General features: G+C 63.3%; 20 protein-coding genes and 1 pseudogene. 3 read left to right on the top strand and 18 right to left on the bottom strand.

The window, feature by feature from the left end; genetic code table 11:
* Positions 1-117 precede the first annotated feature (117 nt).
* Positions 118-312: a BrnT family toxin gene (locus QZY03_RS31970; RefSeq protein ID WP_363169066.1), complete on the top strand. Its 195-nt coding sequence runs from the start codon at positions 118-120 to the stop codon at positions 310-312.
* Positions 269-586, top strand: coding sequence for a BrnA antitoxin family protein (locus tag QZY03_RS03685; protein ID WP_295578401.1), 318 nt, complete (start codon positions 269-271; stop codon positions 584-586). The genes QZY03_RS31970 and QZY03_RS03685 overlap by 44 nt, the downstream gene beginning before the upstream one ends.
* Before the next feature lie 194 nt (positions 587-780).
* Here the strand turns inward: QZY03_RS03685 and QZY03_RS03680 are convergent, their stop codons facing one another.
* The 16 genes from QZY03_RS03680 to QZY03_RS03605 all read right to left on the bottom strand — a co-directional run bounded on the left by QZY03_RS03680 (position 781) and on the right by QZY03_RS03605 (position 16392).
* On the bottom strand, positions 781-1911 hold the full coding sequence (locus QZY03_RS03680; protein WP_295578400.1) for a phosphotransferase enzyme family protein: 1131 nt from the start codon (positions 1909-1911) through the stop codon (positions 781-783).
* A gap of 2 nt (positions 1912-1913) precedes the next feature.
* A complete protein-coding gene (locus tag QZY03_RS03675; protein ID WP_295578399.1) occupies positions 1914-2456 on the bottom strand; it encodes a TIGR02281 family clan AA aspartic protease in 543 nt (180 codons plus the stop codon).
* A 16-nt stretch (positions 2457-2472) separates the two neighbouring features.
* Positions 2473-3144, bottom strand: coding sequence for a phospholipid-binding protein MlaC (locus QZY03_RS03670; RefSeq protein WP_295578398.1), 672 nt, complete (start codon positions 3142-3144; stop codon positions 2473-2475).
* A 222-nt stretch (positions 3145-3366) separates the two neighbouring features.
* Positions 3367-3897 (bottom strand): CIA30 family protein, encoded by a 531-nt coding sequence (locus tag QZY03_RS03665; protein ID WP_295578397.1) that lies wholly within the window; start codon positions 3895-3897, stop codon positions 3367-3369.
* A gap of 20 nt (positions 3898-3917) precedes the next feature.
* Positions 3918-4040: a cytochrome bd-I oxidase subunit CydX gene (gene cydX / locus QZY03_RS03660; RefSeq protein WP_295578396.1), complete on the bottom strand. Its 123-nt coding sequence runs from the start codon at positions 4038-4040 to the stop codon at positions 3918-3920.
* Between the two features lie 22 nt (positions 4041-4062).
* Entirely contained in the window at positions 4063-5205 is a 1143-nt protein-coding gene (gene cydB, locus QZY03_RS03655; RefSeq protein WP_295578394.1) for a cytochrome d ubiquinol oxidase subunit II, read from the bottom strand.
* Positions 5206-5218: 13 nt separating this feature from the next.
* Complete coding sequence (locus QZY03_RS03650; protein WP_295578393.1) at positions 5219-6835, bottom strand: cytochrome ubiquinol oxidase subunit I; 1617 nt, start codon at positions 6833-6835, stop codon at positions 5219-5221.
* Between the two features lie 224 nt (positions 6836-7059).
* Positions 7060-7443 carry a NifB/NifX family molybdenum-iron cluster-binding protein gene (locus tag QZY03_RS03645; protein WP_295578392.1) on the bottom strand — a complete coding sequence of 128 codons (384 nt, stop codon included), beginning with the start codon at positions 7441-7443 and terminating at the stop codon, positions 7060-7062.
* Between the two features lie 229 nt (positions 7444-7672).
* On the bottom strand, positions 7673-8107 hold the full coding sequence (locus QZY03_RS03640) for a DUF6858 family protein (protein ID WP_295578391.1): 435 nt from the start codon (positions 8105-8107) through the stop codon (positions 7673-7675).
* 160 nt (positions 8108-8267) lie between these two features.
* A complete protein-coding gene (locus QZY03_RS03635) occupies positions 8268-8975 on the bottom strand; it encodes a Crp/Fnr family transcriptional regulator (RefSeq protein ID WP_295578390.1) in 708 nt (235 codons plus the stop codon).
* Positions 8976-9144: 169 nt separating this feature from the next.
* Complete coding sequence (locus QZY03_RS03630; protein ID WP_295578388.1) at positions 9145-9585, bottom strand: type IV pilin protein; 441 nt, start codon at positions 9583-9585, stop codon at positions 9145-9147.
* 232 nt (positions 9586-9817) lie between these two features.
* Entirely contained in the window at positions 9818-12202 is a 2385-nt protein-coding gene (locus tag QZY03_RS03625; RefSeq protein ID WP_295578387.1) for a nitric oxide reductase activation protein NorD, read from the bottom strand.
* Between the two features lie 22 nt (positions 12203-12224).
* Positions 12225-13031: a CbbQ/NirQ/NorQ/GpvN family protein gene (locus QZY03_RS03620; RefSeq protein ID WP_295578386.1), complete on the bottom strand. Its 807-nt coding sequence runs from the start codon at positions 13029-13031 to the stop codon at positions 12225-12227.
* A 218-nt stretch (positions 13032-13249) separates the two neighbouring features.
* A complete protein-coding gene (locus tag QZY03_RS03615; protein WP_020507468.1) occupies positions 13250-13606 on the bottom strand; it encodes a ribulose bisphosphate carboxylase small subunit in 357 nt (118 codons plus the stop codon).
* A gap of 101 nt (positions 13607-13707) precedes the next feature.
* Positions 13708-15126, bottom strand: a complete 1419-nt coding sequence (locus QZY03_RS03610; RefSeq protein WP_295578385.1) for a form I ribulose bisphosphate carboxylase large subunit — start codon at positions 15124-15126, stop codon at positions 13708-13710.
* Positions 15127-15351: 225 nt separating this feature from the next.
* Positions 15352-16392, bottom strand: coding sequence for a hypothetical protein (locus tag QZY03_RS03605; protein ID WP_295578384.1), 1041 nt, complete (start codon positions 16390-16392; stop codon positions 15352-15354).
* Between the two features lie 263 nt (positions 16393-16655).
* Between QZY03_RS03605 and QZY03_RS03600 the strand changes: the two genes are divergently transcribed.
* A complete protein-coding gene (locus QZY03_RS03600) occupies positions 16656-17645 on the top strand; it encodes a serine/threonine protein kinase (RefSeq protein WP_295578383.1) in 990 nt (329 codons plus the stop codon).
* Here the strand turns inward: QZY03_RS03600 and QZY03_RS03595 are convergent.
* The gene (locus QZY03_RS03595) at positions 17557-18648 is read right to left on the bottom strand and encodes an RNA methyltransferase (RefSeq protein ID WP_295578382.1); all 1092 of its coding nucleotides are present in this window, start codon (positions 18646-18648) and stop codon (positions 17557-17559) included. The genes QZY03_RS03600 and QZY03_RS03595 overlap by 89 nt on opposite strands.
* A gap of 3 nt (positions 18649-18651) precedes the next feature.
* Positions 18652-18973: pseudogene (locus tag QZY03_RS03590) on the bottom strand (hypothetical protein); the annotation flags it as partial.

Below are 18973 nucleotides of genomic sequence, written 5' to 3'. Positions count from 1 at the left end.
CTCCCGCGCCGACCGGCCAGCCCGTGGCGGGGTGCGCTGAACGTTAGGCTCATCCAATTTCGGGGTCGGAGGACACCGGGTAACTGGCGTCCCTACGGCTGAGGCCGTGAAAACCTCTTGACTCACGAAGACGTTAGGGATACGTACAACGAATGCCGATTTCAGAGCATCGGTGTGATTTTCGGTGTGGCCCTTTTTGTCGTGTGGACACCACGAGGCAAAGCGGGAGACGAACCCCATCTGATTTCAGCTCGCAGGGCAGTAGGTCGTGAAGAAAGAGCTTGGTCTCAGCGCTACCGAAAAGGGCGCTAAAGGTAGTACTGATTGGCAGAAGCTTCGCGCCTTGCCCGATCCAGAGGTCATCTTTACAGAAGATGCTCCAGCGACTTCGCCTGAAGACTGGGCCAACGCGATAGCTCATACAGGACTACCGGTTCCGTCGCACAAGACTCAGATCGCACTTCGCATTGATGATGATGTTTTGGCGTGGTTCAAGGCTCAAGGTGCCGGGTATCAGACCCGCATGAACGCAGTTTTGAAAGCTTTTCGTGATGCGCATATGCCCAACACTAAGGCCGAACGATAGCTCCACCGGCCAGTTCCGAGGGCAGGGTACGTCATTCCAGCGGCCTTAAAAAAGCCTCCGGCGTAGGGACTCTGATTGCTCGGAGCCCCCACCACAGACCTGGACCCGCGCGCAACCTGTTCCGGCGTAAGCAGCATGTGTAAGTGATTGGTCATGAGCACGTAGGCGTGCAGCGCGCCGCGCTGGAACCCAGATCATTCGCCCCCGACACCCCGGGCGATGATCGCCCGGATCTCGGCCTCCTGAGCCTCGATGGACGCGACCAGCGCAAACTGAATTGTGGCCTTGTGCAGGTTCTGACCCGGATAGGCGACTCGAAAATAGCGGTCGCGTTCCAGGTGGTCGTTGAGAAAGCGCAGGCCCAGCTCGAAGGGCATGAGGCGGATGCTGTCGTAGCACAGCGCCAGGTCGGCGGCGGTGAGAAATTCGCGCGTCTCCGCGAAATAGGCACCAAGGATCTGCTCGCAGATGTCCAGATCGAAACGCACCGCGCCGGTGTCGCCGGACGGACCGGACTCGCCGCCGCGGTTGCAGCAGGAGCGCAGACAGTCGCCAAGATCATGCTGGATCAGACCGGGCTGGACCGTATCCAGGTCGATCAGCGCCAGCGCCCGACCGTCCACCCGGTGGAACAGGATGTTGTCGATCTTCGGATCGCCATGGGTGACCCGCAAGGGGATGCGGCCCGCTGCCAGGGCGTCCTCCAGCACCCAGGCCAAGGGAGCGTGGGTGTCGATGAAGGCGGTGCAGGCGTGCACCGAAGCGTCGTCGGCGGCCCAGGTGGCCTGCCCGCGCAGGGCCACGTGGCGGAACATATAGTCGGGCGTCTGGTGAAAACCGGGCAGTGTGAACTCCAGGCGGTCCGGGGCCAAATCCTGGGTCAAACGATGAAAGCGTCCCAGGGCGCGGCCGACTTGCGCGGCCTGCGCCGCGGTGCTGATCCGCTCCAGGGTGACCGCGTCCGCAATCAGTTCCATCAGCCGCCAGAGATCGCCAGCGGGTGTGCGCAGGTAGGGTCGGCCGTCAGCGGCGGGGATCAGCGCCGGCACCCGCAGCCCATCCGTCCCCGCGGTATGGGCGGTGAGCACGGACAGATTGCTCATGATCCGCTCGGCGCGGGGGAAGACCCGCTGGTTGACGCGCTGGAGCACAAAGCGGCCGCTGTCGGTCGTCACCGCGAAGGTGTCGTTGATCAGCCCCTTGCCCAGGGGCGGAATCGGACCGATCGGAGCGCCGACGGTGAAGCCCGCGACGATCTCGCTGAGATCCGGCCCGGCGGGTGAGTTCGGAACAGGAACTGCATCGATGTCGTCCGTAATAGCCATGGTCATGGACCCGCATGAGGCCGCAGCGTCAGGGTCTCCCCGCGCTGGATCAGTTCCAGTTGTTTGAGATAACTCATCCCCAGCAGGACCTCCTCGCCCGGCATGTTGGGCAGCACGCTGGCTCGCACGTTACGGGCCACGATGCCGCCAAGGTCGACGGTCGCCAGGCGGGTACTCCAGGTCTCGACGGTCCCGTTGGCGGTCTGGCTGACACCGCCGGGGCGCAGCGCCAGACCCAACCGGCGGGCCAGCGACAGCGGCAGGGCCACGTCGGTGGCACCGGTATCCACCAGGAATACGACGGGTTGGCCATTGATCCGTCCGCCGGCCACGTAATGACCAGCCCGGTTGCGCCGCAGCACGACCTGCGGCACGCCGGCCTGCCCCGCGCTTGCGACCGGATCAGGGTTGGGGTTACTCTGACGCTCAATGACACCGGTGAAGAACAGGACCAGGAGCGCCAGGCCCAGAACCCAGGCCGCGAACAGCATGGCGCGACCCAGCCGGGAGGGGCTGTCGTCGCTGTTCAGGATCGGGTCTTTCATGTGGACGAATGCTGACTCAACGGCCCACCGCCTGGCCTGATCCGGCCGTTCGCTGGAACTGCCCGCGGTAGTACGACGCGACGCTGCGCCCGTTGGCGATCACATCATAGACCTTCCAGCCCTGATCCGCTTGGCCGGACTGATACATGCGGAACTCCAACCGCGACGGATAGGCGCCCGGACGCGCGATCCCGACGTTCACGCTCACCGCGCCGCGGGCGCCCATCCGCGGGCGCAACATCCGCACCTGCTGCCCCTGATAGCCGGCCAGTTGACCAGCCAAGGCGGTGAGGAAACTGGACTCGATGCGGCCAGCCAGGGCTTTGCGCTCCGACTCGCTCAGTCGCGCATAGCCGGGGCCGGCAACCCACTTGGCCATGTAGTCGAAATCGAAGTAAGGCGCGATCTCCCGGTCGAGAAAGGCAGCGACCTGGAGCTTGTTCGGCAGCTCCGGCTGACCAAGGAATGCACGCAGCTGGTCGATCCCCTCCTTGAGCGTCAGGGTCGCCTGCATGAGCGGGGCTCTGGCGCGTTCCGTCGGAGGGCGCTGACCGGGTGCCAACTGTTGAGATCCGGGAACCGACCAGGAGGCGGGGGCCGCGGGCGGTGCAACGCCGGGGACCTGTGCGGCCAGGCCGCCGGCCAGACCAAGCAGAAGGACGGGCGCAAGCCGGTAACGACGCTTCATAGGAGTCCTCAATTTTCTGATGTTGCGGGCTGAGCTCAGGGATACGTGGGGAGGGTGCCAATGACGCACGTAAATTGCAATCCTGAATCGCCCCCCCCGATCCGGCGTCAGGCAACGGCCGCGCCAAGAACCGATCGGATTAAACCGCGCCAGCTCCAGCAATCGTCAAGTCTGCCGGGACCTATCCCATCCAAAAACATCGCATACAGCGCTGGGCGCGGTTTAGTAGAAACCGATCTTGGCAATCCAGAGTTCGAAACGCGTGACCCGGCCAATGGCAACGACACCGATGCGCAGCAGGCGCGACCGGTCGAGCGGCGCTGCCAATCGGTAGGGGACGAACGCGGTGAAGGGCAACTGCAATTCCTGCCAGACGGGCGACGCGGAAAACCCCGCCCGATACGACTGCCAGGGAAGGTCTGTATCCGCTGACTTGAGGTGCAGACCGTAGGTCTGATCATCGCCCTGCACCAGTATCCGCACGCCACTATATGCGCTCGCATCGAACAGGCCCGCTGGTGCCAGCGCCAGATTCGCCTGAACAAAGCCGCCATTGTTCTCCAGGCTCAGTTCACCGGTCAGACCAAGAGCGGATCGGCCGTCACGTTGCGCGCGAACCAACTGCCCCCGCGACACGCCGCCCATGACCTGATCCGTGATCAATCGCCAGGGTGTACCGAGTCGGGAGAGGGTACCCGCGCCACGAAAGTCGTCGATCAGACCGGCGTCCGGGCTATCGGTATCAAACGACAATCGGATTGTCCGGCAATCGCCTAAGCCGCCGGCCGGTCGTCATCCGCGGGCCCGAGACACTGCTCGGATTCATACCACATCACATTGATGACGCCGAAGGCCAAAGCCAACAGGACGCCGAGCAGCCAGGCGAAGTACCACATGGATGTTTCTCCGGTCGATTCTTCAGTAGGCCAGGTGGTCTTGTGCTTTGATCTCGGCCACCGTCACCCGCCGCCACATTTTGGTGTAAGTCCAGGTGGTATACATGAGGATCAGCGGCACGAAGATCATCGCCGCCCAGAACATCACCGTCAGCGTCAAATGACTGGATACGGCGTCCCAGGCGATCAGACTGGAGTTCGGGTTGGTGCTGGAGGGCATGATGAAAGGAAACATGGTCGCCCCCGCGGTCATGATAACCCCGGTCAAGCCCAGACTGCTGACCGCGAGCCCCAGACCCGGACGATCTTTCATCGAGAGCAGGACGGCCCCGCCCAGTCCGGCGAATCCCAGGAGCGGAAACACCAGGGTCCAGGGATACTGCTTATAGTTCGCGAGCCAGGCCCCGGACTCCTGAACGACTTCCTTGGTCAGCGGATTGGGGGTCGCGCCGAGTTCCGGCATGGAGACCACCCGGAAACCGTCGATCCCGAGACTCAACCAGACGCCGGCCAACGCAAAGGCGGCAATCGTCAGGACGCCGGTCCGCTTGGCCCAGACCTTGGCCCGACCGACGATCGGCTCCTCGGTGCGCAGTTGCAGCCAGATCGCCCCGTGCATGGTCAACATCCCCAGGCTGATCACCCCGGCGAGCAGTGCGAAGGGATTCAGCAGACCAAAGAAACTGCCGGTGTACCAGGGCCGCAGGAACTCATCCAGATGGAACGGCACGCCCTGAATCAGGTTGCCGAAGGCGATGCCGAACACCAGGGCGGGCACGGCCCCACCCACGAAGAGCCCCCAGTCCCAGGCGCTGCGCCAGGTCGGATTCTCGATCTTGCTGCGGTAGTCGAAGCCGACTGGCCGGAAGAATAATGCGAACAATGCCAATAGCATGGCGAAATAGAAGCCGGAAAAGGCGCTGGCATAGACCAGCGGCCAGGCGGCGAAGATCGCCCCGCCGGCGGTGATCAGCCACACCTGATTGCCGTCCCAGTGCGGCCCCACGGTGTTGATGATGACCCGCCGTTCCAGGTCAGTCTTGCCCAGGAAAGGCAGCAAGGTGCCGACCCCCATGTCCATCCCGTCGGTCACGGCAAACCCGATGAGCAGGACGCCCACCAGTATCCACCAGACGAACTTCAACGTTTCGTAGTCAAGGATCATGATGGCGTGTCCTCTACGGCGCTTGGTCGTGCGGTGCGGTGGCCGGGGTGGCGCCGCCGCCATGGGCCGCCGGCGATTCCTGGCGGCACTCGTGATGGTACTTACCGGTGTGCAGGGAACTCGGTCCCATGCGCCCGAACTTGAACATCAAGAACATTTCGATGAGGAACAGAATGCTGTAGAAAACGATGAAGCCGGTCAGGCTGATTCGCAGGTCGGTCGCGGTCAGGCTGGAGGCGGCGATGCCGGTCGGCAGCACCTCGCCGATCGCCCAGGGCTGACGGCCGAACTCGGCGACGAACCAGCCGGTCTCGGCCGCGAGCCAGGGCACCGGGATGCTGAAGACGAACAGCCAGAGCAGAAAGCGGCGATCCTGAATCACGCGGCGGGCGTTGAAATAGAAGCCCAGGACGATCAGCAGCAACATCCAGACGCCGGCACCCACCATCACCCGGAAGGCCCAGAACACGGGCGCGACCTCCGGGATCGAATCCTTGGCCGCCTGCTTGATCTGCTCCTCGGTCGCCGTGGCGGGGTTCTCCGTATAGCGCTTGAGCAGCAGGCCGTAGCCCAGATCCGCCTTGTGGTCCTCGAAGCTGGCCCGGTTGCCGGGGGTGTCCTCGCCATTGCGCAGCCGCTGGAGATAGTCATAAGCGATCATGCCGCTGCGGATACGCACCTCGTGCTCACGCATCAGATCCTTCAGACCAACGACTTGCGTGTCCAGCGACCGGGTGGCGATCAGCCCCAGCAGAAAGGGAATTTTTATCGCGTCATGGGTTTCTTCATCGGCATTGCTCGGGAAGCCGTACGCGGTGAAGGCGGCCGGTGCCGGTTCGGTCTCCCATTCCGCCTCAATGGCGGCGAGCTTGACCCGCTGAACGTCACCGACCTCGTAGCCGGACTCGTCCCCAAGTAGCAGAACCGAGAGGATGGACGCCAGCCCGAAGCCGACGGCGACCGAGAAGGACCGCTTGGCAAAGGCCAGGTCGCGGCCCTTGAGCATGTACCAGGCGCTGATGCCGAGCACGAACATGGAGGCGGTGACATAGCCGGCCGCAACCGTATGGACGAACTTGACCTGTGCCACCGGATTCAGCAGCAATTCGGTGAAGCTGGTCATCTCCATGCGCATGGTCTCGAAACTGAACTGGGAACCCACCGGGTTCTGCATCCAGCCGTTGGCGATCAGGATCCACAGCGCCGACAGGTTCGAGGCCAGCGCGGTAAGGAAAGTCACGGTCAGATGCTGCAGCTTGGTGAGCCGCTCCCAGCCGAGGAAGAACAGCCCGATGAAGGTGGATTCGAGAAAGAAGGCCATCAGTCCCTCGATGGCCAGCGGCGCCCCAAAGACATCGCCGACATAATGGCTGTAATAGGCCCAGTTCGTGCCGAACTGGAACTCCATGGTCAGTCCGGTGGTGACACCCAGCGCGAAGTTGATGCCGAACAGCTTGCCCCAGAACTTGGTCATGTCCCGGTAGATCTCGCGCCCGGTCATGACATAGACGGTTTCCATAATGACCAGGATCCAGGCGAGACCCAGGGTCAGAGGCACAAACAGAAAGTGGTACATCGCGGTGGCGGCAAACTGCCAGCGCGAGAGTTCGATCATGGTGCTGTCGAGCATGGCGGATGTCCCGAGGGTCGAGGCCAATAGTCAGCGAAACCGGCGGTGGTGCCGGCAGGTTCCCGCGTACGCCTGGCTCCACGGGTGCCGGGCAGAGTCGCGCGATGATCTTTCCCAGCCTACCTGTAATCAAGGAAAGTCGACATGGCAATTACGCTGATACCCTGATAAATGGGGTTGATGCGCGCGCCGCACCCATCGACTGGCTGAGCAATGCGGTTGGATCAGGGCTCCTGAATCTGAACGAGTTCGGGACCATGATCGTGATCATGGGGTAAGGCCGCGGCGAGCGGCACCCCGGCCGCGACCCGCGAGACCGCCTGCAGCGGGTCGGACTCACTGGTCGCGTGGACGGTAATGCCATGGCGGCTCATCCGCTGCACGAAGCCCTGCCCTGCCCCCTGGGTCACCAGGGCCGCGAGCCCCAACTGGAACAGCGGGTGATCCTCGCCGTGGTATTCGTGGACGGACATGTCTTTCGGCAGATCGAGCCGCTCCAGTTCCACGGGGTCTGGCCCGCCGTCCGTCTCGTAGATCAGGAAGCGGCGCGCCTTACCGGCATGGCCGGTGATGGTCTTGAAGTTCTGGCTGGTCACGGCGATACGCATGGGGGTCGCTCCGGAGCGGTTGGGGCTTGAGGATTGGTTCACCGTTCAGTGAAGCAAGTCCATATAGCGATGGCTTTTTTCGTTGTCGTTGTCGTTGTCGTAATCGGATAAGCGATGCATAGAGTGCGAAAGCATCCGGGGCGCTACGATAAACTCGATTACGACAACGACAACGACGATCGCGGTCGAACCTGATAACCGGACGTAGGGGCGGGTTTCAAACCCGCCCCTACAAAGTGTCTGCCCGGAACTCAGGCGAAGGCTGTCGGGGCTCAAGATCGCACAGTCCCCTGGCCCAGTCCTCGACGATGCCATTGGCGACCGGCATCGGCGCCTCCATGAAGGTCACCAGGAAGCCATCTTCAATCTCGGCGATCCCGATGGAGCGTGGACGCACGGCCAACACCTCAGGCTCCGGCAGAGCGATGCCGAAACAGTAGACAACATTTTTCGCGGCGCGGATGCCCTCGCCGATGCGCCCCTCGCCCAAGGCACTGGTATGCGCGAAGTGGTCGAACTCGGCGATGAAAACCGCGCAGGGATGCGCCTCGATCCGTGCCCGAAAATAGGCGCAGATGGCATCGACCGATTGCAGGGTCGTCTCCTCGCGACCGAACTTCAAGACAAAAACCGGAAACGTCTCTTGCCGCACGGTCTGTTGCAAGACTGTAACTCCTGATGATCAGCCACCGGGATCCCCGCCATCAGCGACACAAACGGTCGCCACGACTGGAGGTGACTCAATGAGTCAGGTTAAGCAGCAGCAGGGACGATGGCATTAACAAAGGTCAATGCGCCGATCGGGCGCGTCCGGTCGGGCCGCCTCAGTCCTCGGCGATGCGGGTGAGATTCGGGACATCCAGCAGAAACAGGTTCGGCGCGGTCTCCACCAGCAAGCTCTGACGCTTGAACTCCGCGATGGTCCGGCTTGCCGTCTCCGTGGTGACGCCAAGCATGGCGCCCATGTCCTCGCGACCGAACAGATAGCACTCACTGGATTCGCGGTCGCGCACCAAACGCAGCAACAGCCGCGCAACCCGCTGCCGGGCCGATCCGGTGGACAGTTCGGTCAGCCAGGCATCGGCCTCGGTCAGGGCGCGCTGCCAACGCGCCATCAGTTCCCGATGCAGCGCCGGACTGTCCTGCCCGAGATCACGCACCAGCCGGGCCGGGAAGCGGCACACCTCGGTCGCGTGCAGGGCCACAGCCTCGTGCTGATAACGCTCATCGAGCAGCGCCTCGAGCCCCAGAACGTCGGTCGTGCGGACAATGCGCACGATGCGCTGGCTGCCGTCGGGAAGGTACTGGACCAATTTCAGCGAACCGCTGCGCACGGTGAACAGAAACTCGGCCCGATCACCCGCGTGGTACAGAACGTTACCGGGTTTGAGCGTGAACTGGTCGATGGGCTCGTGGATTCGCTCGAACGCCTGCTCCTGCAGACCGGCGAACAGCACGGAGGTCCGCAGCGAGCAGTTGCGGCAATCGGCCTCGCCGGACCAGGCCGCGCGCAATGTGACACTCTTGACCATTGGCCTCGTGCAACTCCTCTGTTCATCCGCCCGTCAGGGCTCCAATACCCGAGTTCGCCCGGGTTCGACGATTGCCGCGGTGATCGACCTCGCCCCGTCACCCGGCGCCGTCTGAGCCAGCGGGTGCCGGTGCGCTCCCCGACTCAAGAAGCCGCGCGCCTCGCGGCCGTCACCAACCGGTGCGTAGCCCGGTTTCGTCGATGCTGAGCGCCGCGGCGCCCGACTCTGAAGCCGCAGGCGTGGCCGTGATCGTGAAGCTGTCATCGTCGACAGCAGTCAGCGCGATACTATAGTAAGTATCATTGCCGTCAATGGGCGATTTGGTAAACGGAAAGGTCGGCGCCGTGCCGGTGCCGCAGGGGTTCTTGTCGTAGCAGCCGTTCTCGGTGTAGCGACGCTCCATGAACTGAGCCGCCTGCATCAGCACCGCCTGAGCGTCGCCACGCCGGGTCTTCCGGATTTGGGACTGGTAGGACGGATAGGCGATGGCGGCCAGGATCGCCACGATAGCGACGACGATCATCAACTCGATCAGGGTGAACCCTGGCCGGAACCGAGCCGGACCAACCGGCCGCGGTCTGTGCAAAAGGAAAGAAGGTGACGACCGCATGAAAAGATCCTCTGTACCCGACGCGCCTCGGCGATAGGTTAGCATGATCAGCGGGCTGTGTCCGGACCGCGAACAACCATTTCGAGCGACCCTGCGGGAGCAGCGTCCCGCCGCGACAGGGCCAGGCGCGTAGCCGCAGCGTTCGCAGTCACTGCGGCACTGCATCGCGGCGGGACGCCGCTCCCACGGGGGGACAGTCATCTTCCGTTCCAAGCGGGTCGAGGCAGCCACTTCAGCCTGTCAGCGCTGCGAAAACAGCCGGCAGCCGCTCGGGGAGGCGCTCCACCTGATCGACGATCGAGTAATTGTTCTCGCCGAAGATGCGCGCCACGTAACGATCGGCCTGCGGGTCCAGGGTCAGACAGTAGGTGTGAACACCTTGCATACGCAGATCCTCGACCGCTTTCTTGGCGTCATGCCGCAGGGTCTGAGGATCGCGCTCATCGATGTCGGCCGGTTCCCCGTCAGTGATGACCAGCACCAGCCGCTTGCTCGCCGACTGCCGGGTCAGATGCCAGCCGGCATGGCGCAGGGCCGCGCCCATGCGGGTCGACAGCCCGCCCTTCATACCGGCCATCCGCGACTTGGGTCCGTCGTCATAAGGCTGGTCGAAGTCTTTGAAACGAAAATACTGCACGTCGTGACGGCCGTCGGACGCGAATCCATGGACGGCGAAGGTGTCACCGATGGAGTCGATGGCCCAGGCCAGCAGCCCGGTCGCCTCGCGGGTCAAACTCAGAATACTCGGGGTGTGCGCATACGTCGGGTCGGATTGATCGAGACCGCCGATTTTCGCGTTCGTGGACTCCGACAGGTCCATCAGGACGACCAGGGCGAGGTCACGGACATGACGGCTGATCCGGATATTGATGCGCGGATCGGGCATGACCCCGCGACGGATGTCGATCATCGCCCGCACGGCCGCGCTCAGGTCCAGTTCCTCGCCTTCCTCATAGCCGCGTCGCCGCACGATCCCCTGCGGCTGAAGCGCATCAATGAGGTGGCGGATGCGGCTGGCAACCGGCTTGTATTTGGTGAGGATGTCGTCCATCAACTGCGGATCGGCACGACCTTGACGGCGCTCGATGACCGTTACCCAGTCCGGACGGTAAAGTTGGGCATGGTAATCCCACTCGTGGTAATAAAAGGGCTCGGAAACCGGCTCCTTGCCTTCCAGCGCATTGAACGAAACCCCATGATCTTCATAGGGAAAGAACTCCGTGGAACAGACCCAGACCTCTTGCGCATCATCTCCCGCGGTTTCCACATCCACCTCATTGGCCAATTCCATGGCGGAAACCTGGCGGCGCACCTGCTGCCGGCTGGCCGGCAGATAGTCGATCCCGTGGGACAGGAATCGGTTTTCATCGAACGCCCAGCAGTAACGGTTGTCGTCCCGATAGGGAATCGGCACGTTTTCCAAAACGCGTAAATTGGGTAGATGATACTGGGCGACCGCCCGGTTATAAAAGTCGATTCCGGCATTCCAACTGATTCGGTTATCCTCGCCGCGCCGCGCGCAGGCGTCATGAAACGCGGCGGCCGTTTCATTGATCATGGCCAACGCGTCCTGATAGTCCGGATCGAGCAGTGCCTGCGCCACGCGCATCATGAGATCCACCATCGGATGCAGCTCGACCGCTTCATCCTTGGCCGTCAGCGGTGCGGTCATGATGCCGAGCCAGAGCTTACGCAGCCCAGGGAAAGCGCGAATGGCGAGCGACTCCACCCGCGCGTCCTCGAACAACTCGATGAACCGCATCTGGGCCGGAGTCAACTGCTCCGCGCTGAGCGGGGCCGTCGTATAGACCAGGTGCGCGGCACCATGGGCCGCGGCGGCACGGTATACTTCGATTCCGGAAATGCCGCGAAAATTGTCGAATGCATCCGGCAGGTGGATCTGGAAATCTTCAATGAAGGGCCGTAAGCCCAGCCGTGACTCGTAATCTCCGGAGGTCGGGCGCATGAAAAAGGCGCGCGCCCACAGTGCCCGCAGATAAAAATTCAGCTTACGCTGATTGTCCACGAACAGAGTGCCGCGCCGCTCCTTCTGGAGCACTGCGCGGGAGGGCTCGGTCTGCAGTCCGAAATACGCCAGTTGGCCATCCAGATCGCGGGCATGGGCCTGGGCACCCCACATGGCCCAGCGGCGCAGACCGCCGAGCGTGAGCTTACCGAGCAACTCGTCCATGTTCTCCATCATCGGCCGCAATCCCCGCGGCGCCTTGCCGGCCAACTGATGCAGCAGGTTGAGGTAGCCCCGCACGACTTCCGCGTCACCCAAGCGGCTCGCGGCCAGCGGCATGTTCGCCATGATCAGCGTGATGACGGTACCCGAGGTGTGGGAGGCCAGCTTCATCAAGGCCCCCACCAGATCCGGGGTGATGTCCTCACCGACCTCTTTGACCACCGCCGGCAGGTGTTGAACATAGGTCAGGATCAGATCCTCTCCCTTGTTCAGACTGCACAATGCCTTCATGCCGGTCAGGTAATGGACGAGTCCCTGAGCGGACATGACCCGCGCGGCCTCGTGATAGCTCGCCTCCAGCGCCTGCTTGTGCGGGTGCTCCGGATCGGTTTTCAGACAGGCGACGTAGTCGGAGAAGTCGATGGTCATGCCGGGAACCTCCAGCGGTCTCCTAGAAGAAGGTACCGACCGCCGCGTCCAGCGTATCGCGCATATCCGGGTCGTCGGTGAGCGGACGCACCAGTGCCATGCGACAGGCGGACTGGGGATCGACGCCCTTGCCGATGAGTTGGGCGGCATAGACCAAGAGGCGGGTCGACATCCCCTCATCCAGTCCGTGCCCTTTGAGGTTACGGCTGCGTTGCGCGATCTGCACCAGCTTTTCCGCCACCGTGCTGTCCACCAAGCCTTCGTGGGTCACGATCTCGGCCTCGATCTCCGCACTGGGATAATCGAAATCCAGGGCGCCGAAACGCTGCTTCGTGGATTGCTTCAGGTCCTTCATCAGACTCTGATAACCGGGGTTGTAGGAAATGACGATCTGAAAGTCCGGATGGGCGTTGACCAGCTCGCCCTTCTTCTCCAGCGGCAGATTGCGGCGGTGGTCGGTGAGCGGATGGATGACCACCGTCGTGTCCTGGCGGGCTTCGACCACTTCGTCCAGGTAGCAGATGGCACCGATCCGCGCCGCGACCGTCAGCGGACCGTCCTGCCATTTGGTCCCATTGATGTCGAGCAGGAAGCGCCCGACCAGATCGGAAGCGGTCATGTCCTCGTTGCAGGCAACGGTGATCAGCGGCTTTTTCAACCGCCAGGCCATATACTCCACGAAGCGGGATTTACCGCAGCCGGTCGGACCCTTGAGCATCACCGGCATCCGCGCCGCATAGGCGGCCTCGTACAGCGCCACTTCGTTGGTCACCGGGCGGTAATAGGGCTCGGTCTTAATCAGATATTGTTCGCGGTCGACTTCACTCATCGCTCATGCCCTGGTTCTAATTCTGGCTCCCACGCTCCAGCGTGGGAGCCCGTGGCGACGCTCCAGCGCCGCGTCCAGGCTCCGGCCGCTGGAGCGGCCACAACTGTCTTCCCATGCGGAACTTGGAAACGAGAGATCGCGATCACCTGCCCCGCCGGGCGAAACAGGAGTCCTCGTTTCCGCCTTCAAACAGCGTTATTCGCGCGAGCGAAAAACGACTAGACCGGCTTGCCCCGATAAATCACCATGGCCGCCCCCTGGGACTGGGCATAGTTGTCATAGCCGACCAGCCGCACATGATTGTTGGGGTGGGCCTTATGACAGGCCGCGGCCTCCTCGAGAATGCGGTCGGCGTCGGTCTCACCAAACATCGGCAGCTTCCACATATACCAGTAGTGGTCGAAGGCGTTTTCCGGCTCGGTATGCTCGATCGCCGGGTTCCAGCCCTTGCGGACCAGGTATTCCACCTGCTTGCGGATGCCCTCCGGCTCCATGGGCGGCAGATAAGAGAAGGTTTCGAACTTACGGCTGTTGACGTCTTCGAGACTGGAACGGTAGTCCTGCATGTCGCTCATTGAAGTTTCCTCGGATGCGGGTTGTTCAGAGTTCGGTTAGGGTTCGCGGCGCGACACTGGCGACCAGCTGCCGACAAGACGTGCTGCTGGTCGCCGATGACTCACTTATGCGCGACGTCGAGTTTGTCGACCGTGTCGAACTCGAACTTGATTTCTTTCCAGGTCTCCATGGCGACCTTGAGTTCAGGGCTATGCTTCGCCGCCTTGGTCAGCACGTCCTTGCCTTCCTTCTCGATGGCGATACCCTCGTTGCGGGCCTGGACACAGGCTTCCAGAGCGACCCGGTTGGCCGCGGCGCCGGCCGCGTTGCCCCAGGGGTGGCCCAGAGTGCCGCCGCCGAACTGAAGGCAGGCATCGTCGCCGAAGATGTTCACCAGCGCGGGCATGTGCCAGACGTGGATGCCGCCGGAGGCCACCGGGAAGACACCAGGCATCGAGCCCCAGTCCTGATCGAAGAAGATGCCGCGGCTGCGGTCCTCTTTGATGAACTTGTCGCGCATGATGTCGATCCAGCCGAGGGTCGCCTCGCGATCCCCTTCCAACTTGCCCACCACGGTGCCGGAGTGCAGATGATCCCCCCCGGACAGACGCAGGATCTTGGCCAGCACCCGGAAGTGAATGCCATGGTGCGGGTTGCGGTCGAGCACCGCGTGCATGGCGCGGTGGATGTGCAGCAGGATGCCGTTATCACGACACCAGTTGGCCAGACCCGTGTTGGCACAGAAGCCGCCGGTGATGTAGTCGTGCATGATGATGGGCGCGCCGATCTCCTTGGCGTGCTCGGCGCGCTTGTACATCTCTTCCGGTGTCGGCGCGGTGACGTTCAGATAGTGCCCTTTGCGCTCCCCGGTCTCCCGCTCGGCCTTGTCGATGGCGTCCATCACGAAATCGAAACGTTGACGCCAGCGCATGAAAGGCTGGGAATTGACGTTCTCGTCGTCCTTGGTCAGGTCCAGACCACCGCGCAGGCACTCGTAGACCGCCCGACCATAGTTCTTGGCCGACAGACCGAGCTTGGGCTTGATGGTGCAACCCAGGAGCGGCCGGCCGTACTTGTTGAGCATGTCGCGCTCGACCTGAATGCCGTGGGGCGGGCCGCCGCAGGTCATGACATAGGCGATGGGGAAGCGCACGTCTTCCAGGCGCAGGGCGCGGACCGCCTTGAAACCGAAAACGTTTCCGACCAGGGAGGTGAAGACGTTAACGACCGAACCTTCCTCGAACAGATCGATCGGATAGGCGATGAACGCGTAGTAGCAGGAATCGTCGCCCGGCACGTCTTCGATGGCGTAAGCGCGGCCCTTGTAGTAGTCCAGATCGGTCAGCAGGTCGGTCCAGACGGTGGTCCAAGTGCCGGTCGAAGACTCGGCGGCCACCGCGGCGGCGGCCTCCTCACGGGGCACACCCGGCTGCGGGGTGATCTTGAAGCATGCCAGTATATCAGTGTCCTTGGGAGTGTAGTCGGGCATCCAGTAGGTCTCGCGGTACTCTTTAACGCCCGCGCTGTAACTCTTCGCCATGTTCAGTCCTCGTGGGATGTCATCTTCAAGTGGAAGCAGCCGCCCCGCGGGTCGACCGCCGTCTTCAAACCGACAAGGGTTACCGCAAATAACCAACCAAGCTTGTCTGCGGACTAGTTTAGCGATCCGATAAATAAAGAAAACTCAATATTTTTGATATCCCTCATAAGAAAAAGCTTATCTATGGTTGGGATGTCGCTCGGGATCGCTCGATCGGCCGCTCGGTCAATTTAGGGAGTCCAGCGAGACCGCATACACCGGATCAGCGAGGAAGGGCTCTGCTGCCGACGGATCAACCGTGATCCAGACACCGCCAACCACGGGCGATCCGGGCACCTCGATCCGCACCAGGCGCTCAAAGGGCATCCCGCGCACCGGGTCGATCAGCGGCCGGTCGTACCGAAAGCGGTGGGTGTCGCCATGCAGCACCAGCACCGGACCGGCGAAGCGCGCCATCGCGGCGACAAGTTGCTGCTTGAAGACGCGAAAACCCGGCGGCCCCTGCCCCTGATCGAACTGCGGATTCGCCTGAATCATCAGCACCAGGGCCTGCACATTCCTGGCCTTGGCGGACTCCAGAACCTGGTTCAGAAAGGCCGTGTTCGCAGCCTCACGTGCCGCGAACTCGGCCGCGGCGGCGGGATCATTGTCGCTGAACCCGTTATTGCTGCCAACAATATGTAAGGAGATAAAGGCCACGACGCCGATCTGAAAAGCGTAGATTTCCGGAAACGCGTCCGCCGCCGGGACCGCGCCCAGGGCGGCCAGCCGCAGTACCGTTGGATCACCGAAGAACACCTCACGGACCCGCGCCAACCGCACCCGCGGATCCAGCCCCCCGGCGGCAGGACGGTGACAGTCGGTCCACTCGTTATCTCCGGGGGTGTAGGCGACCGGAACCGGCAGCACACGAAACATTCCGGCGATCTCGTGCAGGTTGGCGTCGGTACAGGGGGTGCTGCCGGCCTTGATGTCACCGACATGGGCGATGAAGGGCGGATGCTGGGCCGCGGCAGCGTTCAGGAGTGCCTGTAAGGGGCCGACTTCCGATGGGCCATAGGGCAGATCGCCGACGGCAAAGAACCGCACCGGCGGCGGTCGGCCGGGCGCGCCGGCCCCTGACCCGTTCGCGGTGCCCGCGCCGTCCGCCGCCGCGGGGCCGGCAAGCAGAAAAATACCGATCAGCACGGCACGGGCGACGGCGCCGATGCCCCTGTAACGCGACCTGCTGCGCCAACGCGACTGGCGACGAACGGCACTTTTCAAGATAAACCAATTCCAATTTTGAAAGTCTCGTGCAGCCCATGGTGGATGCGGCGCGCACGACCGACGTGCGAAATCCCGAACATCGTGCGGCGCGCCTTATCCACCCTACTACAGCACAGGTTTTGTAGGGTGGATAAGCGCAGCGCATCCACCATCAGCCCCGCCGGTGGCTCCGCGCTGGATGCTGCCGCCCAAACTTGGAGCTGCTGCCGAACAGCGTATCGACAGGCACCAAGGCCGCGATCCCGGCTAGAATGACAGATATGAACGACTTGAATCCCACACCTTACGCCGATCTCAGCCCGGACCTCATCCTGGACGCCGTGGAGTCCATCGGTCTGCCCACGGACGGCCACCTGCTGGCGCTCAACAGCTATGAGAACCGGGTCTATCAGGTCGGCATCGACGAGGCCGAACCGGTGATCGCCAAGTTCTACCGGCCGGATCGCTGGAGCGACGCCGCCATCCTGGAGGAACACGCCTTCACCCTGGATTTGGCGGACGCTGAGATTCCCGCGGTCCCACCCTTCGCCACCCTGGGCCGGACCCTGCACGTGCACCGCGGCTACCGCTTCAGCTTAAGCCCGCGCTACGGCGGCCGCTCACCGGAATTGGACGATGCACGGGTCCTGGAGTGGATTGGCCGGCTGATCGGCCGCATCCATGCCATCGGCGCGGTCAGTCCCTTCGCGCATCGCCCGTGCTTGGACATCGCCTCCTTCGGCACCGGCCCGCGCGATCTGCTGCTCGCCGGCGGCTGGATCCCGCGCGACCTGCTCCCGGCCTATGAGTCCGTCGTCGAGATGGCACTGGTCGGCGTGCACGCCTGCTTCGCGCGAGCGGGCGACTTCGCCATGATCCGGCTGCACGGCGACTGTCACCGCGGCAATCTGCTGTGGACCGACGCCGGTCCGCACTTCGTCGATTTCGACGATGCCCGCATGGGACCCGCGGTGCAGGACCTCTGGATGCTGCTCTCTGGGGACCGCGTCGACATGAGCCGCCAGTTGGCGGACGTGCTGGCTGGTTACGAGGACTTTCAGGAGTTCGACCATCGCGAACTGCATTTGATCGAGGCCCTGCGCACCCTGCGCCAGATCCACTATGCCGCCTGGCTCGCCACTCGCTGGGAAGACCCCGCCTTCCCAGCCGCCTTTCCCTGGTTCAACACCCAGCACTACTGGCAGGATCACATCCTGGCCCTGCGCGAGCAGATCGCCGCGATGGAGGAAGGCCCGCTGTGGTCGGCGTGATATGCGGGTCCTGGACCCGCGCCCGCAACTGCCCGCAACCGCCGTCGATCGACTGTCCGACCGAGTTGCGCAGGCGGGCGACGATCCCCGCTTGCTGTAACCGGGCGGCCATCGCCGACGCGTGCTCCCATGAGGGTCGGCTGAAACCGAGTCCCTCGTTCGCGTTATACGGGATGAAGTTCATCATCGCGTATTTCCCGGAGAGGAGCCTGATGATGCCGTTCAGTTCATCGTCGCCATCGTTGACGCCGGCGAGCAAGGTCCACTGATACTGGATCGGACAGCCGGTCGCGCGGGCGTAGCGCTCGGCCAGATCGACCAGCGTTTGCGGATCGATCAACGGCGCCTTGGGCAACAGCCGGGCGCGCAGTTCCGCACGCGTGCTGTGCAGTGACAGGGCCAGCGCCGGCTTCACCGGGCCTTGCGGCAGACGCTCGAAGACGCGCCGGTCGCCGACCGTGGAAAAGACCAGATGCTTGTGTCCGATCGCCCCGACGGTGCCGAGCAGTTCGATGGCATCGAGCACGTTGTCGAGGTTATGCGCCGGTTCACCCATCCCCATGAACAACACCCGCTCGACCGGGCGGCGCGTGCGGGCGAGCGCCACTTGGGCGACAATCTCGGCGCTGCCGAGTTGGCGCAGCAGGCCGGAGCGCCCGGTCATACAAAAGCGGCAACCGACCGCGCAACCGACCTGGGTGGACACGCACAGGCCATTGCGCGGCAACAGGACGCTCTCAACCAACTGACCGTCGGCCAACGCGACCAGCAGCCGGGCGGACCCGTCGGCAGCGGGATGTTCGGACTGCAGCCGGGCCAGACCCTGCAATTCGCCCATCAAGTCCGGCAGCACCGCGCGCACCCGCAGCGGCAGGAAGTCTTCGGCGCGACGGTGACGGGTGTCCACGGACAGGTCGCGCGCCCAGGCCTGCAACACCCGCTGTTCGTGACAGTGCTTCGCGCCCTGGGCCCGCAGGCGCTGGCGAATGGAATCAATACGCATCGGTCAGCCTGCTTCCAACACCGCACCGCCGCGACCGCCGCGCTGTTTGAGTACCGTCACCCGCCAGCCGTCAGCGATCAGCTCAACCTGAAGGCGCAGCGCAGCCGGCGAGGGACCGCGGCAGGCCGCCAGATCACGAAACAGAAACGCCAGTGCGCCGCCGGTCTCGGCGGCCAACTGCAGCCGACGCAGCCGCGTATGATCCCAAGGCCCGCCACTCCACAGCAGCACCGCCGCGCAGGCGCCGGAGCGTAATCCCTGCTCGGCGGCCCAGGTGGACCGCGTACCGGCGTTGACGATCACTAGCTGTTCGAGCATCAGACCG

The sequence above is a fragment of the uncultured Lamprocystis sp. genome (genome assembly GCF_903933125.1).
Classification (GTDB): Bacteria; Pseudomonadota; Gammaproteobacteria; order Chromatiales; family Chromatiaceae; genus Thiodictyon.
This window is presented reverse-complemented; position numbering and strand designations above follow the sequence as displayed.

Bases quoted from the DNA above. Each gene is read 5' to 3' on its own strand.
- QZY03_RS03650 (WP_295578393.1), bottom strand. From the start codon at position 6,835: ATGCTCGACAGCACCATGATCGAACTCTCGCGCTGGCAGTTTGCCGCC.
- QZY03_RS03600 (WP_295578383.1), top strand. From the start codon at position 16,656: ATGAACGACTTGAATCCCACACCTTACGCCGATCTCAGCCCGGACCTC.
- QZY03_RS03645 (WP_295578392.1), bottom strand. From the start codon at position 7,443: ATGCGTATCGCCGTGACCAGCCAGAACTTCAAGACCATCACCGGCCAT.
- cydX (WP_295578396.1), bottom strand. From the start codon at position 4,040: ATGTGGTACTTCGCCTGGCTGCTCGGCGTCCTGTTGGCTTTGGCCTTC.
- cydB (WP_295578394.1), bottom strand. From the start codon at position 5,205: ATGATCCTTGACTACGAAACGTTGAAGTTCGTCTGGTGGATACTGGTG.
- QZY03_RS03635 (WP_295578390.1), bottom strand. From the start codon at position 8,975: ATGGTCAAGAGTGTCACATTGCGCGCGGCCTGGTCCGGCGAGGCCGAT.
- QZY03_RS03675 (WP_295578399.1), bottom strand. From the start codon at position 2,456: ATGAAAGACCCGATCCTGAACAGCGACGACAGCCCCTCCCGGCTGGGT.
- QZY03_RS03625 (WP_295578387.1), bottom strand. From the start codon at position 12,202: ATGACCATCGACTTCTCCGACTACGTCGCCTGTCTGAAAACCGATCCG.
- QZY03_RS03595 (WP_295578382.1), bottom strand. From the start codon at position 18,648: ATGCGTATTGATTCCATTCGCCAGCGCCTGCGGGCCCAGGGCGCGAAG.
- QZY03_RS03670 (WP_295578398.1), bottom strand. From the start codon at position 3,144: ATGAAGCGTCGTTACCGGCTTGCGCCCGTCCTTCTGCTTGGTCTGGCC.
- QZY03_RS03680 (WP_295578400.1), bottom strand. From the start codon at position 1,911: ATGGCTATTACGGACGACATCGATGCAGTTCCTGTTCCGAACTCACCC.
- QZY03_RS03615 (WP_020507468.1), bottom strand. From the start codon at position 13,606: ATGAGCGACATGCAGGACTACCGTTCCAGTCTCGAAGACGTCAACAGC.
- QZY03_RS03610 (WP_295578385.1), bottom strand. From the start codon at position 15,126: ATGGCGAAGAGTTACAGCGCGGGCGTTAAAGAGTACCGCGAGACCTAC.
- QZY03_RS03620 (WP_295578386.1), bottom strand. From the start codon at position 13,031: ATGAGTGAAGTCGACCGCGAACAATATCTGATTAAGACCGAGCCCTAT.
- QZY03_RS03630 (WP_295578388.1), bottom strand. From the start codon at position 9,585: ATGCGGTCGTCACCTTCTTTCCTTTTGCACAGACCGCGGCCGGTTGGT.